Annotated in this window: 13 protein-coding genes; 11 read left to right on the forward strand and 2 right to left on the reverse strand. The window is 39.3% G+C overall.

All coding sequences use genetic code 11. The annotated features are described in order from the left end of the window. The first annotated feature begins 194 nt into the window (after positions 1-194). From JIV24_RS19730 to JIV24_RS19765, 8 genes are all read left to right on the forward strand, one after another. Complete coding sequence (locus JIV24_RS19730) at positions 195-1,838, forward strand: capsule assembly Wzi family protein (protein ID WP_200466805.1); 1,644 nt, start codon at positions 195-197, stop codon at positions 1,836-1,838. 63 nt (positions 1,839-1,901) lie between these two features. Continuing rightward, a complete protein-coding gene (locus JIV24_RS19735; RefSeq protein ID WP_200466806.1) occupies positions 1,902-3,299 on the forward strand; it encodes a sugar transferase in 1,398 nt (465 codons plus the stop codon). An 11-nt stretch (positions 3,300-3,310) separates the two neighbouring features. Continuing rightward, a complete protein-coding gene (locus JIV24_RS19740; RefSeq protein ID WP_200466807.1) occupies positions 3,311-4,114 on the forward strand; it encodes a DUF4296 domain-containing protein in 804 nt (267 codons plus the stop codon). Then, a complete protein-coding gene (locus JIV24_RS19745; protein WP_200466808.1) occupies positions 4,114-4,611 on the forward strand; it encodes a hypothetical protein in 498 nt (165 codons plus the stop codon). The genes JIV24_RS19740 and JIV24_RS19745 overlap by 1 nt, the downstream gene beginning before the upstream one ends. Further along, entirely contained in the window at positions 4,611-5,438 is an 828-nt protein-coding gene (cysQ, locus tag JIV24_RS19750) for a 3'(2'),5'-bisphosphate nucleotidase CysQ (protein WP_200466809.1), read from the forward strand. Before JIV24_RS19745 ends, cysQ begins: the two co-directional genes overlap by 1 nt. 162 nt (positions 5,439-5,600) lie before the next feature. Beyond that, the gene (locus JIV24_RS19755) at positions 5,601-6,776 is read left to right on the forward strand and encodes a phosphoglycerate kinase (protein ID WP_200466810.1); all 1,176 of its coding nucleotides are present in this window, start codon (positions 5,601-5,603) and stop codon (positions 6,774-6,776) included. Between the two features lie 126 nt (positions 6,777-6,902). After that, positions 6,903-8,129 (forward strand): 3-deoxy-D-manno-octulosonic acid transferase, encoded by a 1,227-nt coding sequence (locus JIV24_RS19760; RefSeq protein WP_200466811.1) that lies wholly within the window; start codon positions 6,903-6,905, stop codon positions 8,127-8,129. A gap of 441 nt (positions 8,130-8,570) precedes the next feature. After that, the gene (locus JIV24_RS19765) at positions 8,571-11,126 is read left to right on the forward strand and encodes an adenosylcobalamin-dependent ribonucleoside-diphosphate reductase (RefSeq protein ID WP_200466812.1); all 2,556 of its coding nucleotides are present in this window, start codon (positions 8,571-8,573) and stop codon (positions 11,124-11,126) included. Positions 11,127-11,245: 119 nt separating this feature from the next. Here the strand turns inward: JIV24_RS19765 and porX are convergent, their stop codons facing one another. After that, a complete protein-coding gene (porX, locus tag JIV24_RS19770) occupies positions 11,246-12,805 on the reverse strand; it encodes a T9SS response regulator signal transducer PorX (RefSeq protein WP_200466813.1) in 1,560 nt (519 codons plus the stop codon). 74 nt (positions 12,806-12,879) lie between these two features. After that, positions 12,880-16,320, reverse strand: a complete 3,441-nt coding sequence (porW, locus tag JIV24_RS19775) for a type IX secretion system periplasmic lipoprotein PorW/SprE (RefSeq protein ID WP_200466814.1) — start codon at positions 16,318-16,320, stop codon at positions 12,880-12,882. Between the two features lie 395 nt (positions 16,321-16,715). Here porW and JIV24_RS19780 point away from each other — a divergent pair, with 395 nt between their 5' ends. The 3 genes from JIV24_RS19780 (at position 16,716) to JIV24_RS19790 (ending at position 19,719) form a co-directional block, all read left to right on the forward strand. Then, positions 16,716-18,065, forward strand: a complete 1,350-nt coding sequence (locus tag JIV24_RS19780; RefSeq protein WP_200466815.1) for a sigma-54-dependent transcriptional regulator — start codon at positions 16,716-16,718, stop codon at positions 18,063-18,065. Between the two features lie 96 nt (positions 18,066-18,161). Next, a complete protein-coding gene (locus tag JIV24_RS19785; protein ID WP_200466816.1) occupies positions 18,162-18,671 on the forward strand; it encodes a hypothetical protein in 510 nt (169 codons plus the stop codon). 76 nt (positions 18,672-18,747) lie between these two features. Beyond that, a complete protein-coding gene (locus JIV24_RS19790; protein WP_200466817.1) occupies positions 18,748-19,719 on the forward strand; it encodes a transglutaminase domain-containing protein in 972 nt (323 codons plus the stop codon). Positions 19,720-19,795: the final 76 nt, after the last annotated feature.

Raw genomic sequence — 19,795 nt, forward strand, 5'->3', positions numbered from 1 at the left:
GTCCAAATAAAAAAAGCCTGATAGTTAACTACCAGGCTTTCTTATCTTTGTAAATTCTCTCTGTACCGAGAGGCGGGGTGGTGTATTTAATTTTAAATTAGATTGCCTTAGTAATATTAGTAACAAAAACATTTGCAATCAGAGGAATCTTTATCTTTGCAAAAAATGCCCAAACGAAATAGAATTTTACATCAATGAGAATCAACAATAGCTATTTAGTCTTTACCCTTGCGTTATTAATGTTTCCAATTGGTCTTTCTGCTCAGGAGGAATCTCTAAAATATGATGTAACATTACATGTGCTAGGTTCATCAAATGAAATACGACCAATGTGGATGGTGAACAATGAGTGGGGACGTTTTAATCAGTTTGGTTCATCGGAAGCACTTGCTGAGCTTGGGGCCTCTTTTCGTGTTGTCGAGAAGAAACACCTGACACTCAATGCAGGATTAAGGGCTTTGGCTAATTTTGAGCTTTCCGAAAGTGTTTTACAGGAAGCTTATTTGAGTGGTAATTTTGGTTTCGTTGATTTTTCACTTGGCAAAGAGCAGTATTCGCCACTCATCATTGATGATGTGTTAACATCCGGAATGTATTTGATGAATTCCAATGCGCGACCAATTCCGCGCGTAACCATTGGGATATTTGACTATTTGCCGCTTGGGTTCACAAAAAACTGGGTGGAAATAAAAGGAGGTATCTTACAAGGGTGGCTCAATGATGAACGGATCGAAAAAAATAACAGTGCGAACAATGTACTTTTGCACGAGAAGTTTGCCTACATGCGATTGGGGAATACGAAGGTAAAGCCTTACGCTGGTCTGGTACATTCTGCACTTTTCGGTGGAACACGTCCTGATGGAACTAAAATTCCGATAGATTTTTGGCCAACTTTTTTCGGATCTGCATCTAGTGAGCTGGGTGAAACTAATGCTACTGGCGCACATATGGGCATGTGGGATTTCGGCTTTAACTGGCAATCAGGTTTTGGGGATGTGCATTTATACTGGCAAAAACCATTTGCCGATGCTTCCGGATTGAAGCTATATAATTGGGAGAATAAGGACTATACCATTGGTGTTTTGGTGAAGCCTAAAGATATTAGTTGGTTAAGCGGTATTTCAATAGAGGTGTTTAAGTCAGATGTGCAGTCGGGTTACGGTATTCCCGATCCACTGTATCCGGAATCTTATACCGATGAATCTGGTAATACATTCGGACAAGGTAGTATTATCTGGATGCATGAGATTGATGATTTTGATCATTTCATGCATACACTTTTCCCAGAAACAGCAGAAACAACCGGGTGGGAAGAAGAGGAAGTGGTGCGATATCTGGAAGTTGAACTCAATGAAGGCCACAAATATGGAGGCAGAGATGACTATATGAACAATGGCTCTTACTACAATGGCTGGACCTACAGTGGTGTGAATATGGGAACACCATTATTTCATACTGCTGAAAAAGTGAGAAAGTATGCGAATACATGGGATGAAGTTGATCAGGTATTTTTTTATAATAACCGGGTCAATGGTTTTCATCTTGGAGCAGAAGGATGTGTTAGTCCAAAAGTAAAGTATCGTATAAAATCAACCTACACTTTAAACAAAGGATCCTATGCAGAGGAATTCAGAGGGCGTTCGAGCTGGACCCGTACAGAAAACTATTTTTTCTCCAAAACAAAACATCAGCTTTATTCAATGTTAGAAGTCAGATGGGCGACACCATGGTTTGATGGTTTGTTTTTAAGTGGTAGAGCAGCTTTTGATACTGGACAATTATATGATTCATTTGGAGGCCAGTTGAGTATTGTTTATGCACCTTCATTAAAGAAATAATTCGGGCTTTTATTTTTTGTATAGCTATTTATTTACTTTTGTATCTGAAATAAAACACACGGAATGCTAAAAGAAAAGGAAAGAGTCGTTTATAATTTTCTGGCTGTGCTGGATGCTATAATTGCTTGGGTTTCTTTGGATATTGCTTTTTATATCTACTTTGGACAATACACATTTTTAAGTAATAAGGATTCTATCATTCTGCATTTGGTAGTGCTGGGCTTGTGGTTTTACCTCTCTAAGATCTTTAGAGCCAATGAGATATATCGCTCAAGGCCGTACTCCATACTGCTGTTAAATGTGATTAGCGCCACATTCCTGGGGGTGGGTGCACTCGCTTTGGCTGTTTTTGTATTTAATCTGCATTATATAGGTGTTATTCCACTGATGTATTTCGGTGGTGTTGTGGCTAGTTTATTATTCGGGCTCAAGGTTATATTCTTCTCGTATGTAAAAGGTGCCAGGCGCAAAGGCTTTAATTACAGGAATATACTTATTGTTGGCGATAACTCGTCTGTCACATTTATCAATCAGGTCCTGAAATATAATGAATGGGGCTATCGAATTGTAGGTGTCATCGGAAATGACGAACTGAAAGATAGAGTAGGTGATAAAGTTGTCATGTTGCCTGAAGATTCTAATGTTGATAAAATTATTGAGGAAAAAACAATCGATGAGGTGGTGTACTGCCAGGAAAAAGCACGCATGGAAGATATAATGACGCTTCTAACAAGTTGTAATGAGTTAGGGGTCGTTTTTCGGATGTCTTCACCGTTTTTCAATATGCTAACCAATAAAACGCATTTACATTATTTTGATACTACACCTGTCTTAACCATTTCAAATACGCCGATTGATTACCTGATGTTAAAGGTTAAAAGTGTCATTGATTTTTTGGTGTCATTTACAGCAATAACGATATTTTCACCTTTGTTTATCGGTATTGCACTCGGTATTAAAATGACATCTAAAGGGCCTATCTTCTTTAAACAAAAGCGTGTGGGTATTCGGGGAAGGAAATTCTGGGTCTATAAATTTCGAACCATGGTAACCAATGCAGAGGAGCTAAAGGCAAGTCTGATGGAACAGAATGAGATGGATGGTCCGGCTTTTAAAATGGCTCGCGATCCACGTATCACCGGTATTGGTAACTTTTTAAGAAAAACAAGCCTCGATGAATTGCCGCAGTTCTTTAATGTGTTGATGGGTGATATGTCCATTGTAGGGCCTAGGCCACCAGTACCAGCAGAAGTGCGGGAATATGAGCGTTGGCAGTTAAGGCGTCTGTCTATGAAACCAGGGATAACTTGTATTTGGCAGATTTCACCTAATCGTAATGATGTGTCATTTGAAGATTGGATGCGCATGGATCTGGAGTACATTGATAACTGGTCATTACGACTTGACTTTGTGGTTATTTTGAAGACAATTCGTACGATGTTGCGAGCTGATGGTAGATAAATAAGGAAAGCATGAGCAGATATCTTTATACACTCTTAATAGTTCTAATTCTTGCAAGTTGCTCAACTCGCCCCAGAGTTCCGGGGAGTCTTCCTGATGAAGAAAAGATGGCACAGGTATTGGCTGATATATATCAAGTCGAAAGTATATTGGGCCAAACCCGTTTATCATATAATTCAGGCAAGGAGGATAAAGTATCCGGGTATTATCGCTATGTTTTGGAAGAACATCAAATGACGAAAGTTGAGTTCGATACGGCCATGTCCTGGTATTCGGCAAATCCAACAGTTTTGACCGATGTTTATGAGGAAGTCATTGAGATTTTAAGTCGACGAGAGGCAGAAATAAAGAATAAGATTAATAAGGAGAAAGACGAACGAAAAGCCTTGGCTAAAATTCCAAGTAAAACCAGTTTATGGAATGACAGCACTAGCTTTGAATTGCCATTTGATGCCAAAGATTCATTGGATAATCGTGTGCCATTCGATGTCGAAGTTGATTCCTTAAGTAATGGAATAGTCAGGCTATCGGCTAGTTATAGTTTTAAAGAAGGTGGTTTCCTAGACAGTGCTCAAATGCAGATGATGGTGAGTTATGCTGATAGTACGGTAGATACCATTCAATATCAGATTCATAAATCTTTCAAGAAAGTAAGTGGCAACCTGACGCATAGAGTTGACAAAAGTAAGACTTTAACGCATTTGGAAGGTTACTTATTTGAACACGATACCAGCAAGCATTCGGTTGTTAAAATTGAAGATGTCAAATTGACCTTTATTCCAACCATAGGTGCTGCGGATATGAGTTTGCGCTAATGAGAAAAGTAAGTGCTCATTATTACTTACGGCCTGATGGCTCTTTCGGAAAACGACCGATAATTGAGATGAATGATGATGGTTGCATCTCTGGGGTAAGAGAATTAGGCAATGACTTTCAGGAAGAACCTTCGCTGGAATATTATCCGGGGATTCTCATTCCGGCTTTTGTCGCCTCAGTTCAAACTGGTGAGAACTTATCTTTTGCTAAAGCCAATGGGGTGCTAAGAATCAAAGAAGGTGATAGTACATTGGATAAACAATCATTTTTACAAGCCTGGAATTTTATTAAATCAACTCTGCTTCAGCAAGGAAATTCTGAAACTTTATCGTGTCTATTATCAAATCATACTTTCGAGGCTGCTCGTCAAATTAATATGAACGAATGGGGCGTGATACAAGAAGGAGCGAATCCCGGATTATTGGTTTTGCAGCATATTGATTTAAGAAGCTTCTCAGTGATGGAAAAATCAACCTTTAAAATTATTCAGAGATAATGAATGTACTGACCAATATTGCCATAAGAGCAGCGCTTGATGCAGGTAAAGAAATGCTTAAAATTTTCAACTCTGATGATTTTGGTGTTCGATTAAAGAGTGATGATTCGCCATTGACTGAGGCCGATTTAAAAAGTCATCACATTATAGCAGATGCTTTAAAGTCGACCGATATTCCTGTATTAAGTGAGGAAGGTGCTGAGCTAAGTCACAATGAGCGTAAGGACTGGACTAAATTATGGATTGTTGATCCCTTGGATGGAACCAAAGAATTTGTGAAGCGCAGTGGCGAGTTTACTGTAAATATCGCCTTGGTTGAGCATCAAAAGCCGATAATGGGAGTGGTCCTGGCGCCATATTTAGGTTGGCTGTATTGGGGTGATGAGAACGGTGCTTTTAAGGCTGAGCTTTCAAAAACATGGGTAGATGAAACTTCTGAATTAATTATGAGCAAGATGCAGGCTAAAACTTTGCCTTGCGAAAAGAAGGAGGTTTGCACCGTAGTGGCCAGTGTGAGTCATTTTTCCAAAGAAACAGAACAATATATCAATACTCTCAAAGTAAAAGAAGGGACTGTTGAATTAGTGTCAAGAGGTAGCTCACTAAAAATGTGCCTGGTGGCCGAAGGCTCAGCGCATTTGTATCCGCGATTGGGACCAACCATGGAATGGGATACGGCAGCCGGGCAGGCTGTAGTTGAGGCGGCCGGTGGGCAATTATTTGATTGGAAAATAAAACGACCAATGCTTTATAATCGCCCTGAATTATTAAATGGCTGGTTTTTAGCTGCCAGAAAAGGGGTGCAAATAGAAGATTACTTTTTATAATAGTTGGTAAGATTCAGGGGATTTAGGCCTCATCTTTTTAATTGAAGCAATTCTTCGTTAAAGAACTTTAAATTGCAATTCAAATACTGATTTTTGTCACAATACCTCTTTTAATTTCTTATATTTGCGGCTCATTGTTGAATTATAAAAATCACTACACAAATGGCTGCAATTGACAGTTTTAATTTCGCAGGAAAGAAGGCGATTATCCGAGTGGATTTTAATGTGCCTTTAAATGATAAATTCGAGATTACAGACGATACGCGTATTCGTGCTGCTGTACCAACTATCAAAAAGGTATTGGCCGATGGCGGAGCTGTAATTTTAATGTCTCACTTAGGTCGTCCAAAGGGTGAAGCTAAAGCTGAGTTCTCATTGAAACACATCGTAGCTCATCTTTCTGCTACTTTAGGCCTTGATGTTAAATTTGCACCAGATTGTATTGGTGATGAAGTAAAAGCCATGGCTGCCGATCTTAAAGGCGGTGAAGTAATGTTGCTTGAGAATCTTCGTTTCCACAATGAAGAAACCAAAGGTGATGAAGGTTTTGCTAAGCAATTAGCTGAATTAGCTGATGTATATGTAAACGATGCTTTTGGTACTGCTCACCGTGCTCATGCCTCTACAACCATCATAGCTCAGTTTATGGATGAGAAAATGGCTGGTTACCTATTGGATAAAGAAATCAAGTTCTTAGGTGATACCGTTCAGAATGCCGAGAAGCCATTTGTTGCTATCGTTGGTGGTGCAAAGGTGTCAGGTAAATTAGAAGTGTTGAAGTCGCTTATCACGAAAGTGGACACCATCTTAATTGGTGGTGGAATGGCTTATACCTTCTTAAAGGCTCAGGGATACAATGTAGGTAACTCTTTGGTTGAAGAAGATTTAGTTGAAACGGCTAAGCAAATATTGGTTGATGCCGAAAAGAACGGTGTGAACTTCATGTTGCCGGTTGATAACTTAGCAGCTGATAAATTTGCTGACGATGCTGACATTATGGAAGTAGCTTGTGATATCCCTGAAGGTCGTATGGCCTTAGATGTTGGTCCTAAAACAACTGCTGCTTACTCGGCGGAGATAGCTTCAGCTAAAACAGTGGTGTGGAATGGTCCTATGGGATGTTTCGAAATGCCAAACTTCTCAAAAGGTACATTTGGTGTCTGTCAGGCTGTAGCTGACTCATCAGCAGTATCAATTATTGGAGGTGGTGATTCTGTTGCTGCTGTTAATAAGAGTGGATTGGCTGACAAAATGAGCCATATTTCTACTGGTGGTGGTGCTTCATTGGAGTTTCTTGAAGGAAAAGAACTACCTGGAGTAAAAGCGATTCGCGGATAATTATTATTCAAAATATATTTCAAAGCCTGTTAGCGAAAGTTGACAGGCTTTGCTGTTTTCTTAACTTTTAATCTCCTCAACTCTTCAACTTTATTTTAACTGTTATCTTTGCCAAAAAATACATCAATGACACTATTATATAATCTCGGCATTGCAGCTTATTCGTGTTTGATAAAACTGGTTGCGCCGTTTAATAATAAAGCTAAGCTTTTAAGTGAGGGGCGTAAAAGAACAGCTCAGCGTCTAAAAGAATTGAAATTTGAAGGAAAAGTAGTGTGGATTCATGCGGCTAGCTTGGGGGAGTTTGAGCAGGGGCGTCCGATTATTGAAAAGATTAAAGAGCATCATCCGGAATATAAAGTCGTGCTCACCTTCTTTTCGCCATCTGGTTATGAGGTGCGAAAGAATTTCGATTTAGCTGATGAAGTATTGTATATGCCGTCGGATACAAAGCGTCATGCGCGTGAGTTTATTGAGGCTATAGCTCCTGAAAAAGTCTTCTTTATTAAATACGAGTTTTGGTATCACTTCCTTTGCGAATTAAAATCAAAGCAAATTCCAGTCTTTGGTGTTTCCATGATTTTCAGAAAGGAACAGTCGTTCTTTAAATCATACGGTGCCTGGTTTCGTAAAATGTTGAGAGCTTTTGAGAAATTTTATGTGCAAGATGAGGTGTCAGGCGATTTACTTAAAGGAATAGGTGTTAGCAATTATGCTGTAGCTGGCGACACGCGCTTCGATCGTGTCCGTGATATTTCGCGCGAATCAAAAGATTTTGACCTGGTCAAAAAATTTGTTGGAGAGAGTGATAAAGTGATTGTTGCAGGAAGTACCTGGGCGCCTGATGAAGATGTTCTAATAAACTACATTCAAAGTGTCAATGAAGAGGTGAAGCTGATTATCGCACCTCATGAAATTCATTCAGAGCATATCCAGCAGATTGAAGCAAAGTTAAAAGTGCCCTATTTTAGGTATACATCGCCTGTTTCAGAACCAGAATCAGCACGGGTTCTTATTGTGAATACCATTGGTATGTTATCGGCCATATATAAATATGGTCAGGTAGCCTATATTGGAGGAGGCTTTGGTGTTGGTATTCATAATACGCTTGAGGCCGCAACTTATGGTATGCCTGTGGTGTTTGGACCAAAGTACAGTAAATTTAAAGAGGCGAGAGACTTAATAGGCTTACATGGTGGCTTTTCGATTGATGGTGCTAATGAATTTAATGCTTATATCGAAAATATGTGGTCGGATGAAGCGTTGTTGAAAACGACATCGGATAAATCGAAGGCTTATGTTGATAAAATGTGTGGGGCAACGGCGCAAATAATGCGAGAGGTCTTTGACTAAGGATTAAAGAATTGATTAATAAATACATAACCGAGGTTCTTGCATGAGCTTCGGTTTTTTTGTTTGAATACTTAATAAGCTGTTAATAACATTCCAAATTGTGGACAAGAGGTGTTTGTTTGAGATTATTGGAAATGAACTTTTGTGTTTTATAACATGAAAAATACAGCCTTTTCAAGGGGTTTGAAAAATACAATAGCAAAGTGCTTTTTTATTTTCAGTGTTAGTAAAAATTTCGTTTTGGTTAACTTTTCTATTTTTTAAAAAATACAAGATGCTGAATGTGAGATGATAGGCTAAAAGTATTGGACAACAATTGTCGATTGTTGAAAACTATTGTTTGCTCGTAGAGGCAACCTTTGTTAACTTGCAGTCACTAAAAAGAGCGAATTAAAAAATACTAAATACCATTTTATCAACGTCTTAAAATTTTGTGAGCAAATGGCTGTTAAAGAAATCGACCTAAAAACGAAAGAAGTGAGAAAAAACTTTACCTATGATGAAGCTTTTAATGCTTCACTTGAATATTTTCAAGGTGATGAGTTGGCTGCCCGTGTTTGGGTAAACAAATATGCTTTGAAGGATTCTGATGGTAATATTTATGAGTCAAACCCGGATGAAATGCACTGGCGTTTGGCACGTGAGATTGCGCGAATTGAGGAGAAGTACCCTAACCCTATGACGGTAACTAAATTGTACGACTTATTAAAGAATTTTAAGTACATCGTGCCGCAAGGGGGGCCTATGTCTGGTATAGGAAATGACTATCAGGTTGCTTCTTTATCTAATTGTTTTGTTATTGGTGATGATGGCCCTTCTGATTCCTATGGTGGTATTATGAAGGTGGATCAGGAGCAGGTTCAGTTAATGAAGCGTCGTGGTGGCGTTGGGCACGATTTGTCTCACATTCGTCCTAAAGGTTCACCTGTTAAGAACTCAGCATTAACATCCACTGGTATTGTTCCTTTTATGGAGCGCTTTAGTAATTCAACACGCGAAGTTGCGCAAGATGGTCGACGTGGCGCACTTATGCTAAGTGTATCTATTAAGCATCCCGATTCGGAATCGTTTATCGATGCTAAAATGGAGCAAGGTAAGGTCACCGGAGCTAACGTTTCGGTTAAGATTGACGATGATTTTATGCAGTCGGTGGTCGATGGTGAGCAATATACTCAACAATATCCTGTAGGGGCTAAAAAACCATCTTATACTAAAGACATTGATGCAAATGGTTTGTGGAAGAAGATTGTTCATAATGCATGGAAATCTGCAGAGCCGGGAATTTTATTCTGGGATACCATTATCAACGAGTCGGTACCTGATTGTTATGCCGATTTAGGTTATCGTACTGTATCGACAAATCCATGTGGTGAAATTCCATTGTGTCCGTACGATAGCTGTCGACTAATCGCACTGAATTTATATTCATATGTAGAGAATCCATTTACCGAAAAGGCAAAATTTAATTTTAAATTATTCCGCGAGCATGTAGGTTATGCGCAGCGTATGATGGATGATATCATTGACCTTGAGTTAGAGAAGATTGATGGTATTTTAAATAAAATAAAGTCCGATCCTGAGAGTGGAACAGTGAAGCGTGTAGAACGTGAATTGTGGGAGAATATCCGTAAAAAAGCTGAAGAAGGACGTCGTACTGGTGTTGGAATTACGGCTGAAGGCGATATGCTGGCTGCTCTAAACCTGCAGTACGGTAGCGATGTAGCGGTTGATTTCTCCATTGAGGTTCACAAAAACCTGGCTTTAGCAGCTTATGGTGCATCGGTTGAAATGGCAAAAGATAGAGGTGCATTTCCAATTTTTGATGCGAATAAGGAAACGGAAAATCCTTTTATCAATCGTTTATTTGAGGCTGATCCTAAGTTGGCTGAGAATATGAAGAAATACGGTCGTCGTAATATTGCTGCATTAACCATTGCTCCAACAGGAACAACGAGTTTAATGACGCAGACAACCTCTGGTATCGAGCCTGTTTTCTTACCAGTCTATAAGCGTCGTCGTAAAGTCAATCCAAATGATACTGAAACACGCGTTGATTTTGTTGATGAGGTAGGTGATAGCTGGGAAGAGTATACTGTTTTCCACCATAAATTTGTCACATGGATGGAAGCAAACGGTTACAACGCAGCTAAGAACTACTCGCAAGAGGAGTTGGATGAGTTGATAAAGAAATCACCTTATTTCGGAGCCACTTCTAATGATGTTGATTGGATGAATAAAGTACGCATGCAAGGTGGCGTTCAAAAATGGGTGGATCACTCTATTAGTGTAACCATTAACCTGCCAGCTGACGCGTCGGAGGAATTAGTAGGAAAGCTTTACGTTGAAGCCTGGAAGAGCGGTTGTAAAGGTGTGACGGTATATCGTGATGGTAGCCGTGCCGGTGTATTGGTGTCCAATGATAAAAAGGAAGAAGAAAAAACAACAGGATTTCCTAAAAAGCGTCCATTGGAATTAGATGCTGATGTGGTGCGTTTTCAGAATAATAAGGAAAAATGGATTGCCTTTGTTGGATTGATTGATGGTAAGCCTTACGAGGTATTTACCGGATTGTCTGACGATGAAGATGGTATCTTATTGCCTAAGTCAGTTCAGACTGGTAAGATTATCAAGAATCGTGAAGAAGACGGCACATCTCGTTATGATTTCCAATTCACCAATAAACGAGGATATAAAACGACCATTGAAGGCTTATCGCATAAATTTGATAAAGAATTCTGGAACTATGCCAAGTTGATTTCAGGTGTATTGCGTTTACAGATGCCTATTGAAGGTATTATTGATCTGGTAGCTGGCTTGCAGTTAGATAGTGAATCAATTAATACCTGGAAGAATGGTGTTGAGCGTGCACTTAAGAAATATGTGCCCGATGGAACAGTAGCTAAGAAGGGGAAATGTGAGAACTGTGGTTCTGACGAGTTAATTTACCAGGAAGGCTGCTTGATTTGTAAGGCCTGTGGTTCATCAAAATGTGGTTAATATCTGCCCTATATGTATTACCAAAAAGAAAAGAGACGTTCATTGAGCGTCTCTTTTTTTATGTAGTTATAGGTGCTTGTTGTGTTTGTCGATTGTAGTAAAGACGATGATTAGCTCAGTCAGCCTTTTCTTCCCCTCAAAGTCACGCAGGGAATGACCATTTCTTCTAATGAAATGCCACCATGCTGAAACGTATCACGATAATAGCTCACGTAATGGTTGTAGTTATTTGGATACGCAAAAAAGTCGTTGTTCCCAGCGAAAATATAGGCCGTTGAAACATTGTAGCGAGGCAGAAATGCTTCCTTGGGTTTTAATACCTCATATACTTCTTTTGATTTGTAAGAGAGGTTTTTCCCTTGTTTGTATCGTAAATTGGTATTCACTGTTCTATCGCCAATGACCTTAACTGCATTTTGCACTCGTGTAGTGCCATGGTCGGTGGTAAGTACAATTTTCACATCCTCTTCCTTCAGGCGATGTAATAGCTCTTTTAAGGATGAATGATCATACCACGATTGTGTTAAGGAGCGATAGGCTGCTTCGTCGCGGGCCAGTTCTTTTATCATTTTCATCTCGGTACGCGCATGCGATAGCATATCCACAAAGTTGAAAACAACAGCGTTTAAATCGTTTGAAAGGAGTTTGTGAAGTTCTTCCAGTAAGCTCTTTCCGGCGTCGCTATCAGTTATTTTTCGATAGGCAAAGCTGTGCTTTAATCGAAAGCGTTCCAATAGTGTACCCAATAGCTCGCCTTCGTATTTGTTTTTACCTTCTTCACTGTCATCATCAACCCAATACTGAGGAAACATTTCTTTGATTTGTGATGGTAAAAGCCCTGAGAATATTGAGTTTCGAGCGTATTGTGTGGCTGTGGGCAGTATGCTAAAATAAGGATGGTCATCTTCAATCAGGTAGTCTGATGAAATGACTTTTTTAAGAACTTCCCATTGGTCGTAGCGAAAATTGTCAATAACGATAAAGAATACTTTTTGCCCATCTTTTAATAGAGGCAATACTTTTTCTTTTACCAGGTTATTCGACATTAACGGTCCTTCTTCGGGTTTTTTGAGCCACGAGAGGTAATTCTTTTTAATAAACTTGGTGAAGGTTTGCGTGGCTTCGTTCTTTTGCATACTCAGCACTTCATCCATGGTGCCATCACCTTGTTCAAGTTCCAGCTCCCAGTAAATTAGTTTTTTGTATACGTCAACCCAATCGTTGAATGAGAAGGAGTCATTTATTTTCAGGGCGATCTGACCAAACTGAGATTGATAGCCTGATGTCGTAGTTTTGGTGACCAGTTCTTTTTTGTCCAGGTGTTTCTTTATCGAAAGTAATATCTGGCGCGGATTAACAGGTTTAATCAGGTAATCGGCTATCTGGTTGCCAATGGCCTGGTCCATAATGTCTTCTTCCTCACTTTTGGTAATCATGATAACCGGCACTTCAGAACGAAATTCTTTTAGTTGAGCAAGTGTTTCGAGCCCTGTGATGCCTGGCATGTTTTCATCGAGGAAGATAAGGTCATAGAATGTTTCTTTAACCATGTCTAGCGCATCGTAACCATTGGTAGCGGTTTCAACTTCATAGCCTTTTTCTTTCAAAAAGAGGATGTGTGCTTTTAAGTGCTCTATCTCATCATCAACCCAAAGAATTTTAATGCCGCTGTCGCCCATGTATTAAAGTGTTAGTGTTGCTATTTATTTGCCGGAGCAGAGTAGCAAAAACTGCACCATGTTTAACAAAGCTACTAATAATTCGTTTTGAAATAGTCGTTGTAGGCTTCCAATTCGTTGGTTTCTTGCAGCTTTTTGAAATTACTCTCTGAAATAGCCCAGATGAAATGCTCTTTTTGGCTAATGTCGCGTGTTAAGTAAGGGTATTTATCAATACTCCTGATGTAGGCTTTCGCCTCGTCGGCATTGGCAAACGAACTGATTTGAACCATGCGATGTGTTGTTCCAAATTCAAGTAATTCCACCTTTTTATCTGTGCCGAAGTTGTTACGTGTATGAGCTGCAAAACCCTTCTGAAGCTTGTTGTAATCAATGCGCGTTTTCCGTACAATGATTTGTACTTTATGTTGCTCATCATTATTCGTCACATAGATGGATTTTGCGTCTTCTACTTGTGGCTCTGTTTCAGTTTCTTTAGCAGGAGTGACAAGGGGAGGCGTAACAATGGCTGCTTCCTTTACAGGAGGAGTCGTCGTTTTGGTGGTATTTGCTTCGACTTCTTTCCCTTTTTCAGCTTCAATCTTATTATTTGACTCGTTTGTTGTTTGTGTTTCGCTTATTTTCTCTTGTTCTTGAATCAAGGTTTCTGCTTCTTCCTCTTTTGCTTCTTTGCCTGTGTTTGTGGCTTCTTCCTGAATGCCCTGTTCGTTATTGTTTTCCGGAGTTTCAGCAAGAGGTGCTTCCTTTGGCATCACCTTTTCGAGTTCTTTTTTATCGGCATGTTGCAAATAATAGGTGTTGAAGAATTCGATGTAATCGGCAACTAATCCTGATAAATAGAATTTACTGCTATTGCTTTCAGAGAGGCAAACGATGTTGTCAGTAATGCGTTCGAAACCAAAGAACTGTGGGTTTTCGCGTAAACCGTAGAAATAATCCATGACTTCAACCCGATTGGTAAAGCCAGAGACTGTTAGTGCAAGAGAACCATCAAGGAGTCTCTTTTCCTGAATTTCAAAATCATGCAACAGGTAGCGCGAGAAGTTGTAATCGGCCACGTTATAGATGGCGCGATTCATGTTTGTGTCATCAATACTCATAACAACAAGCTCATATGGTTCCTTCTCTACATATACAAAACCAGCCTTCTGCTCAGGCGTATCTACAATTGTCCCCGGAGCAGCCTTTTCTGTTCCCGTGTTGGGTGCTGATGAATACAAGGTGCCTTGAACAGGAGCTTTTCCTTCACTCAGGTGTTTCAGTAAAACTTGAGCCAACTCTGCTTCTTCGCTCTCTTTATCATTACTGATGATTGTTTCCAAATCACTTTTAAAAGAGATGGCATCTCCTTTTTTACCGTGAGACAAGCCTCTTAATAAAAGATATTTGTTGGTAAGTTTACTGTCTTCGTTGCTGTTGTTAATAGCGCTGTTGCTATTGGATATTACATCGTCAAAACGACCAAATAAGAAAGCTTCGTATGTTGATTCGTAGGCCAGTGATTCCTGCTCTTTCTTCTCCTGTACCTTTCTGACAAAATCAGGATCGTTTAAGTAAGCAACAAAACGATGCTCGGGGAATTCTTGCTCAATACGATTTTTAGTGGCCAGCATGCCAGCATTATCGCCATTTAGTCGATAAGCGTTATAAAGCGCAATTAATGCTTCGTCTCTTGATTCTGCTTTCGGATATCGCTGAAGCAAGTCTTCCAATGCTTCAATTGATTTAGGATAGTTAGCCAGTCGATCCATAAACACCAATCCTAATTCCAATAAGGCTGCTTCAATTTTATCGTCCGACTCTTTGCGTTGTGAATCGCTTAATGGAATGTCGGCCAGTAACTGTTCGCGTGTTGGTACATTTACTGTTGTATTGTCTTCTGGTTCGTTAGTTGTTTCGCCTTCTGGTTTTTCAACACTGCCGCCATCCTCAGCAAAAGGATCATCTGGTAATGCAAACGGATCTTCGGCTTCTTGTTGTTCGGCTACTTTACTTTTATCTTTTCTACGCCAGTTATCTTCCAGCTTTCGTTTGCCCCAGCGTTTTTCAAACTCCATTTTTCCCATGCCCATGGAATTTTGGTTGTAGAAATACCATTTGCCGGTTTGGCCAAAGGCGTTGGATGTACTGGCGTTTTGATAGAAAAAAGCATCACTCATGCTCTCTTCTTCTTGTAATTTTTGCAATCGTTTTTGTTCTTCCTCTTTTTCGGCGATGATTTCATCTAAATAGGCGTATAAAACAGGCTCGCTAATATCAGCCAGTTGTTGCAGGCTGTCTTCTCTCTCAACCGTCAGTAGGTGTTCAATTAAACCACTTAAGCCATAATGACGTTCTTTGAGTTCGTCAATTTGTTCATAGTCTTCATTAATAACTGTTAATGCACTATCGTAATAGAAATAGGCATTGGCAAAATCCATGTGTGAATAATAGATTTCGCCGGCTTCGCGATAGGATAAGCCTTTTTGGTTAGAATTATCAACACTGGCATTAACCGATTTCTTAAAATTACTTAAAGCCGCTGTTTCGTCATTCTCTTGCAAAGCCACTCTACCGAAGGCATAATAAATACGGTCAAGGTAGTCTTTGTTCTTTTTGTCTTTACGAAGCTTGTGTAGTTGTTTCTTTACTTCGGTAATATCAGCGTTGGCATACACTATCGATGCCTGATTGACTTTGGCATTAAAAGTCATTTCATAATCGGTACTGGCCTTAGCTACATAACCAAATGATTCAGCAGCTTCTTGTCGTTGGTTGTTGAGAAGGTATAACTGACCAAGTATGTATGAATAGCGTAATCGTTTATGTTTATTCTTTTCATCGGCCAAGGCATTGCTTAAGTATGGGATGGCTTCGATGTATTTTTCTTGGACCATTAGTAAGTTGGCATACACGGCCATGTACTCCGAATAAAAGTCAATGGGTGCATTGCCACCTAAATCGTAGCTTTCAAGTGCAGCCAAAGCGCCAATGTAATCGCCTTTATCGGTATAAGCCCGGGCTTGCCATATTAAGGCTTCGTACATCGATTCTGAATTTGGAAAATCGCGAACGACTTGTTGCAAGGTGCGAATGGCCAGGTTTTGTTCGTGTTTATAGACTTGTGATTTGCCAATCAGCACATAGGCATTGTCAACCCAGGCATTAAATTCTTTCTGGCTGTAAAACTCAGCTGCGTAGGCATTGTTTCGTGAGCGTTTCTTTGGTTTAGCGGTAATTGAGTGTTTCTTAATGAGTTTTTGCCCTTTCTCAATAGCTCTGTCCATGTCGCCACTTGCTACACTGGCGGCATCGGCATCTGCTGATTCAAAGACCGGAAGGATATTGGAATAATCATTTTCGTAGCTGTCAATAATGGCTTTGTCCCCATTTCTGAAAGCTTCCCTGCCGTTGTAGTATACATTGTAATAGGCAGTAAGGTTGTGATAGTTACGGCTTAGCCAGGTGTTCTTTTTAGTGCTGCAGCTCCATAAAGACAAAAGGATAAGTATAATGCTGATTTTTCTAAAAATCATGTATTTTAATCAACTTTAGGTATTAGATAAAAGACTCGAAAAAATTCATCGCCTAAAGGCTTAGTTTTCAAAAATAATAGCTTTTGTTTAAGAAAGTGCTAATTTCTTGATTTAGTTTAAGTGAATTAAGTCCTCTGGCAAAGCAAAATGATGATGTGTTTGACATTGCTGCTCAATGAAGTTTTGCCTAATGTTGAGTGCTTAATTCGCTAATGTTAATCAACGAAATTAAATAAAACAGTTTCTAAATATTAGCTTTTTAACATACTAAACTCTTATTTGACAAAAATATTTCATTAATCGTCAAAAATAGCCTGTAAGAGCCAAAACAATTTTTAAATTTACGGAATATCACGATTAAATTCACCGCTTGGGATAGTAGAACAGGACTGGCTATGAGAATTAATATTATTGAGGACGACAGGGTTTTTAACAAATTGATTGAGCACACGCTTAAGCTTAATCCGGATTATGAGGTCAGTACTTTCTTTAATGGGAAAGATTTTGTAAAGAATCTGGGGGATAATCCGGATGTGGTAACACTTGATCTTGGTTTGCCTGATTATACCGGTAATGAGATTCTCAAAAAAATCAAAAAGTTTAATCCTGAAATAGATGTGATTATTATTTCTGGTCAGGATGATATATCAACCGCTGTTCAGTTATTGAAAGAAGGGGCTTATGATTACATTACCAAGGATGAAAATATAAAAGACCGCCTGCTGCATGCCATTAATAATATCAAAACCCGCAAATCGTTAAAAAATGAAATTACCCAACTTAAAACTGAGATTGGGAATAAATACGATTATAAAAATGCCATTATTGGTGATAGCCCTGCCATTAAAGCGGTGTATGCTTTGATTGATAAAGCGGTGAATGTACCTAATATTAATGTGTCGGTGTATGGCGAAACAGGAACAGGTAAGGAGCTGATAGCAAAAACTATTCACTATAATTCGCCCCGCAAAGACAAGCCTTTTATTGCAGTGAATATGGGCGCTATTCCCCGCGAGTTGATTGAAAGTGAATTATTTGGTCATGAGAAAGGAGCTTTTACGGGAGCTATCAATACTAAAAAAGGAAAGTTTGAAGAGGCTGATGGAGGTACTGTTTTCCTGGATGAAATAGGAGAGATGGATTTTAATCTGCAGGTGAAACTACTTCGGGTATTGCAGGAGCGTGAGATAACACGAGTGGGAGGTAATGCGGTGATAAAAATTAATACACGAATCATTACTGCGACCAATAAAGATTTGGCCGAGGAGTCGCGCAATGGTAATTTCCGTGAGGATTTGTACTATCGCTTATTGGGTTTACCTATTCATTTGCCTGCCTTAAAGGATCGAAACAAGGATGTGCTGCTTTTGAGTGGCTTCTTTTTAAAGACTTTCTGCAAAGAAAATGGCTTAAAAAAAATAGAGTTAACGCCTCGTGCTAAAAAGAAGCTGCTGGGATATGGCTTCCCCGGAAACGTACGTGAGTTGAAAGCTATTGTTGAGCTTGGGGCGGTACTCACCAATAATAATGTCATTGATGAAGAACACATTGTGTTTAGCTCTACTCAGGGCGAAATGGAGATGTTTGGTCGTGAAATGACATTGAAGGAATACACCGAGTCCATCATTCGACATTTTTTAAAAAAGTACAACAACAATGTATTGAAGGTGGCGGCCAAGTTGGATATTGGTAAGTCAACCATTTATAATCTGTTGAAAAGAGATAAAGAAACGGAGTTAAACTAGGATGTTTCGTGAAGATAACAAAGCCTGACGCTGATAAAACATCTCATTTTACTGTGTTTATCTTTGCTATCAGGGGAGAAAACAAATAGCCTTACCATGAAAAACTACATTAGAAAATTCATTTTAATAGCATCCTTTGGTGTATGGATCTTGGCAATTGTGTTGTATGCGATTTTATTTAACTGGATAGATAAAAGTATAAATGACATTTTGTTGCAAATGGCGTCGCCTACTCTTATTATTTTTATACCAGGTTTGGTGCAGTGGTTAGTGTCAAAGTCCAAAGCCGAATATATGGATAGTTCAGAAATGAACGTTCCCAGCTTTTCGGTGGTTAAGCATCAGAAGCTCCAGCGCAAAGAAGGCTTAAATATCGAGGATTTGGCAAGGGTTTTACCTAAGCAATTTACGATATCGAATATTGATTCGGAAAACAATAAGATAAAGCTCTATGATAAAAATATCTGGACGTGGGCAACAGGGTATATTATTGAGTTGAGACAAAACGAAATAGTCATTTTTAGCTTTCCTTTTAGCAGTCATTCGATAGGTGCCGAAGGGGGGCGCGAAAAAGGTCTTGCTAAGTTGAGTGCTTGCCTTTCATAACAGGAGGAATTAACTTGTACGATGAACTCTGTATAAGAGTAATTTGTTACAATTTATAAACCAATTTCCTTCTGCCATGAAAACCTTTCTTTTACCACTGATTTTGTTCTTCGGAGTTACATTCCTGTCGGCGCAAGTAGATCAACAAATCGCTGATAAGATTAAGACTTACCCGAATTCGTACGAACATTACGAACCATTGGCCGAACAAATTAAAGCCGACTTTAAGACCGATGAAGACAGAGCGGCTGCTATTTTTGCCTGGATAGCTTTCAATATTCAATACGATGTAGAGTCTTACTATTCAAGGCATCCCAAAAGTATTTCTTATTCCTATAGTTCAGAAGAAGAGCGTCGTCAAATTGAAAAGCAAATACATGAGATGCTGGCCGAACAAACCATTCAGGAGGGGAAAGGTGTGTGTCAGGGCTACTCCGAATTATTCAGAGTGCTATGTTTGGAATGTGGCATTGAATGTGAAATTGTGTCGGGTCATTCCAAAACGATGCCTGAAGAGATTGGTCGCAAGCTGGCTTATTCAGATCATGCCTGGAATGCCGTCAGGCTCAATGGGCAATGGCATTTGCTGGATGCAACCTGGGCCGCCGGAAGTGTGAATCATCGTTTTGGTGAGTTTGTGCCAAAGTTCAATCCCATCTATTATAAGACCAAGCCTGAGTTGTTCTTTCTCAATCATTATCCTGATGATACCAGGTGGCTGCTTACCCGCTATCGCGAGAGCCAGTTTGTAAGTATTCCGCTGGTTCATAGTGCTTATTTAAGCAAGAATATGAAAATTACCTCCCCTAAAAAAGGTATTATTACCAAGGCAAAAGGAGGAATCATTAAAGTAGAGATTGTGACGGATGAGGTATTGAATTCCTTTTCTTATAAGTTTAGCGATCAACGCTATGTTGAAGAAGTAAATGGCGTACGTGTTGGTGATAAGTGGGTATTGACCATTCCGGTAGGTAATCGTAAAAGCGGTTATTTAGATATAATTGCCGACTTTGAATCGTTGGTAACCTATAAATTGCAATTGAGGTAGCAATGTCGTTTAGTTAAGAATAATGATTATTTACTAACAAATAGCAATGATAACTCATTGTTATTCTGTATATTTA

Source organism: Carboxylicivirga marina (genome assembly GCF_016612505.1).
Lineage (GTDB): Bacteria > Bacteroidota > Bacteroidia > Bacteroidales > Marinilabiliaceae > Carboxylicivirga > Carboxylicivirga marina.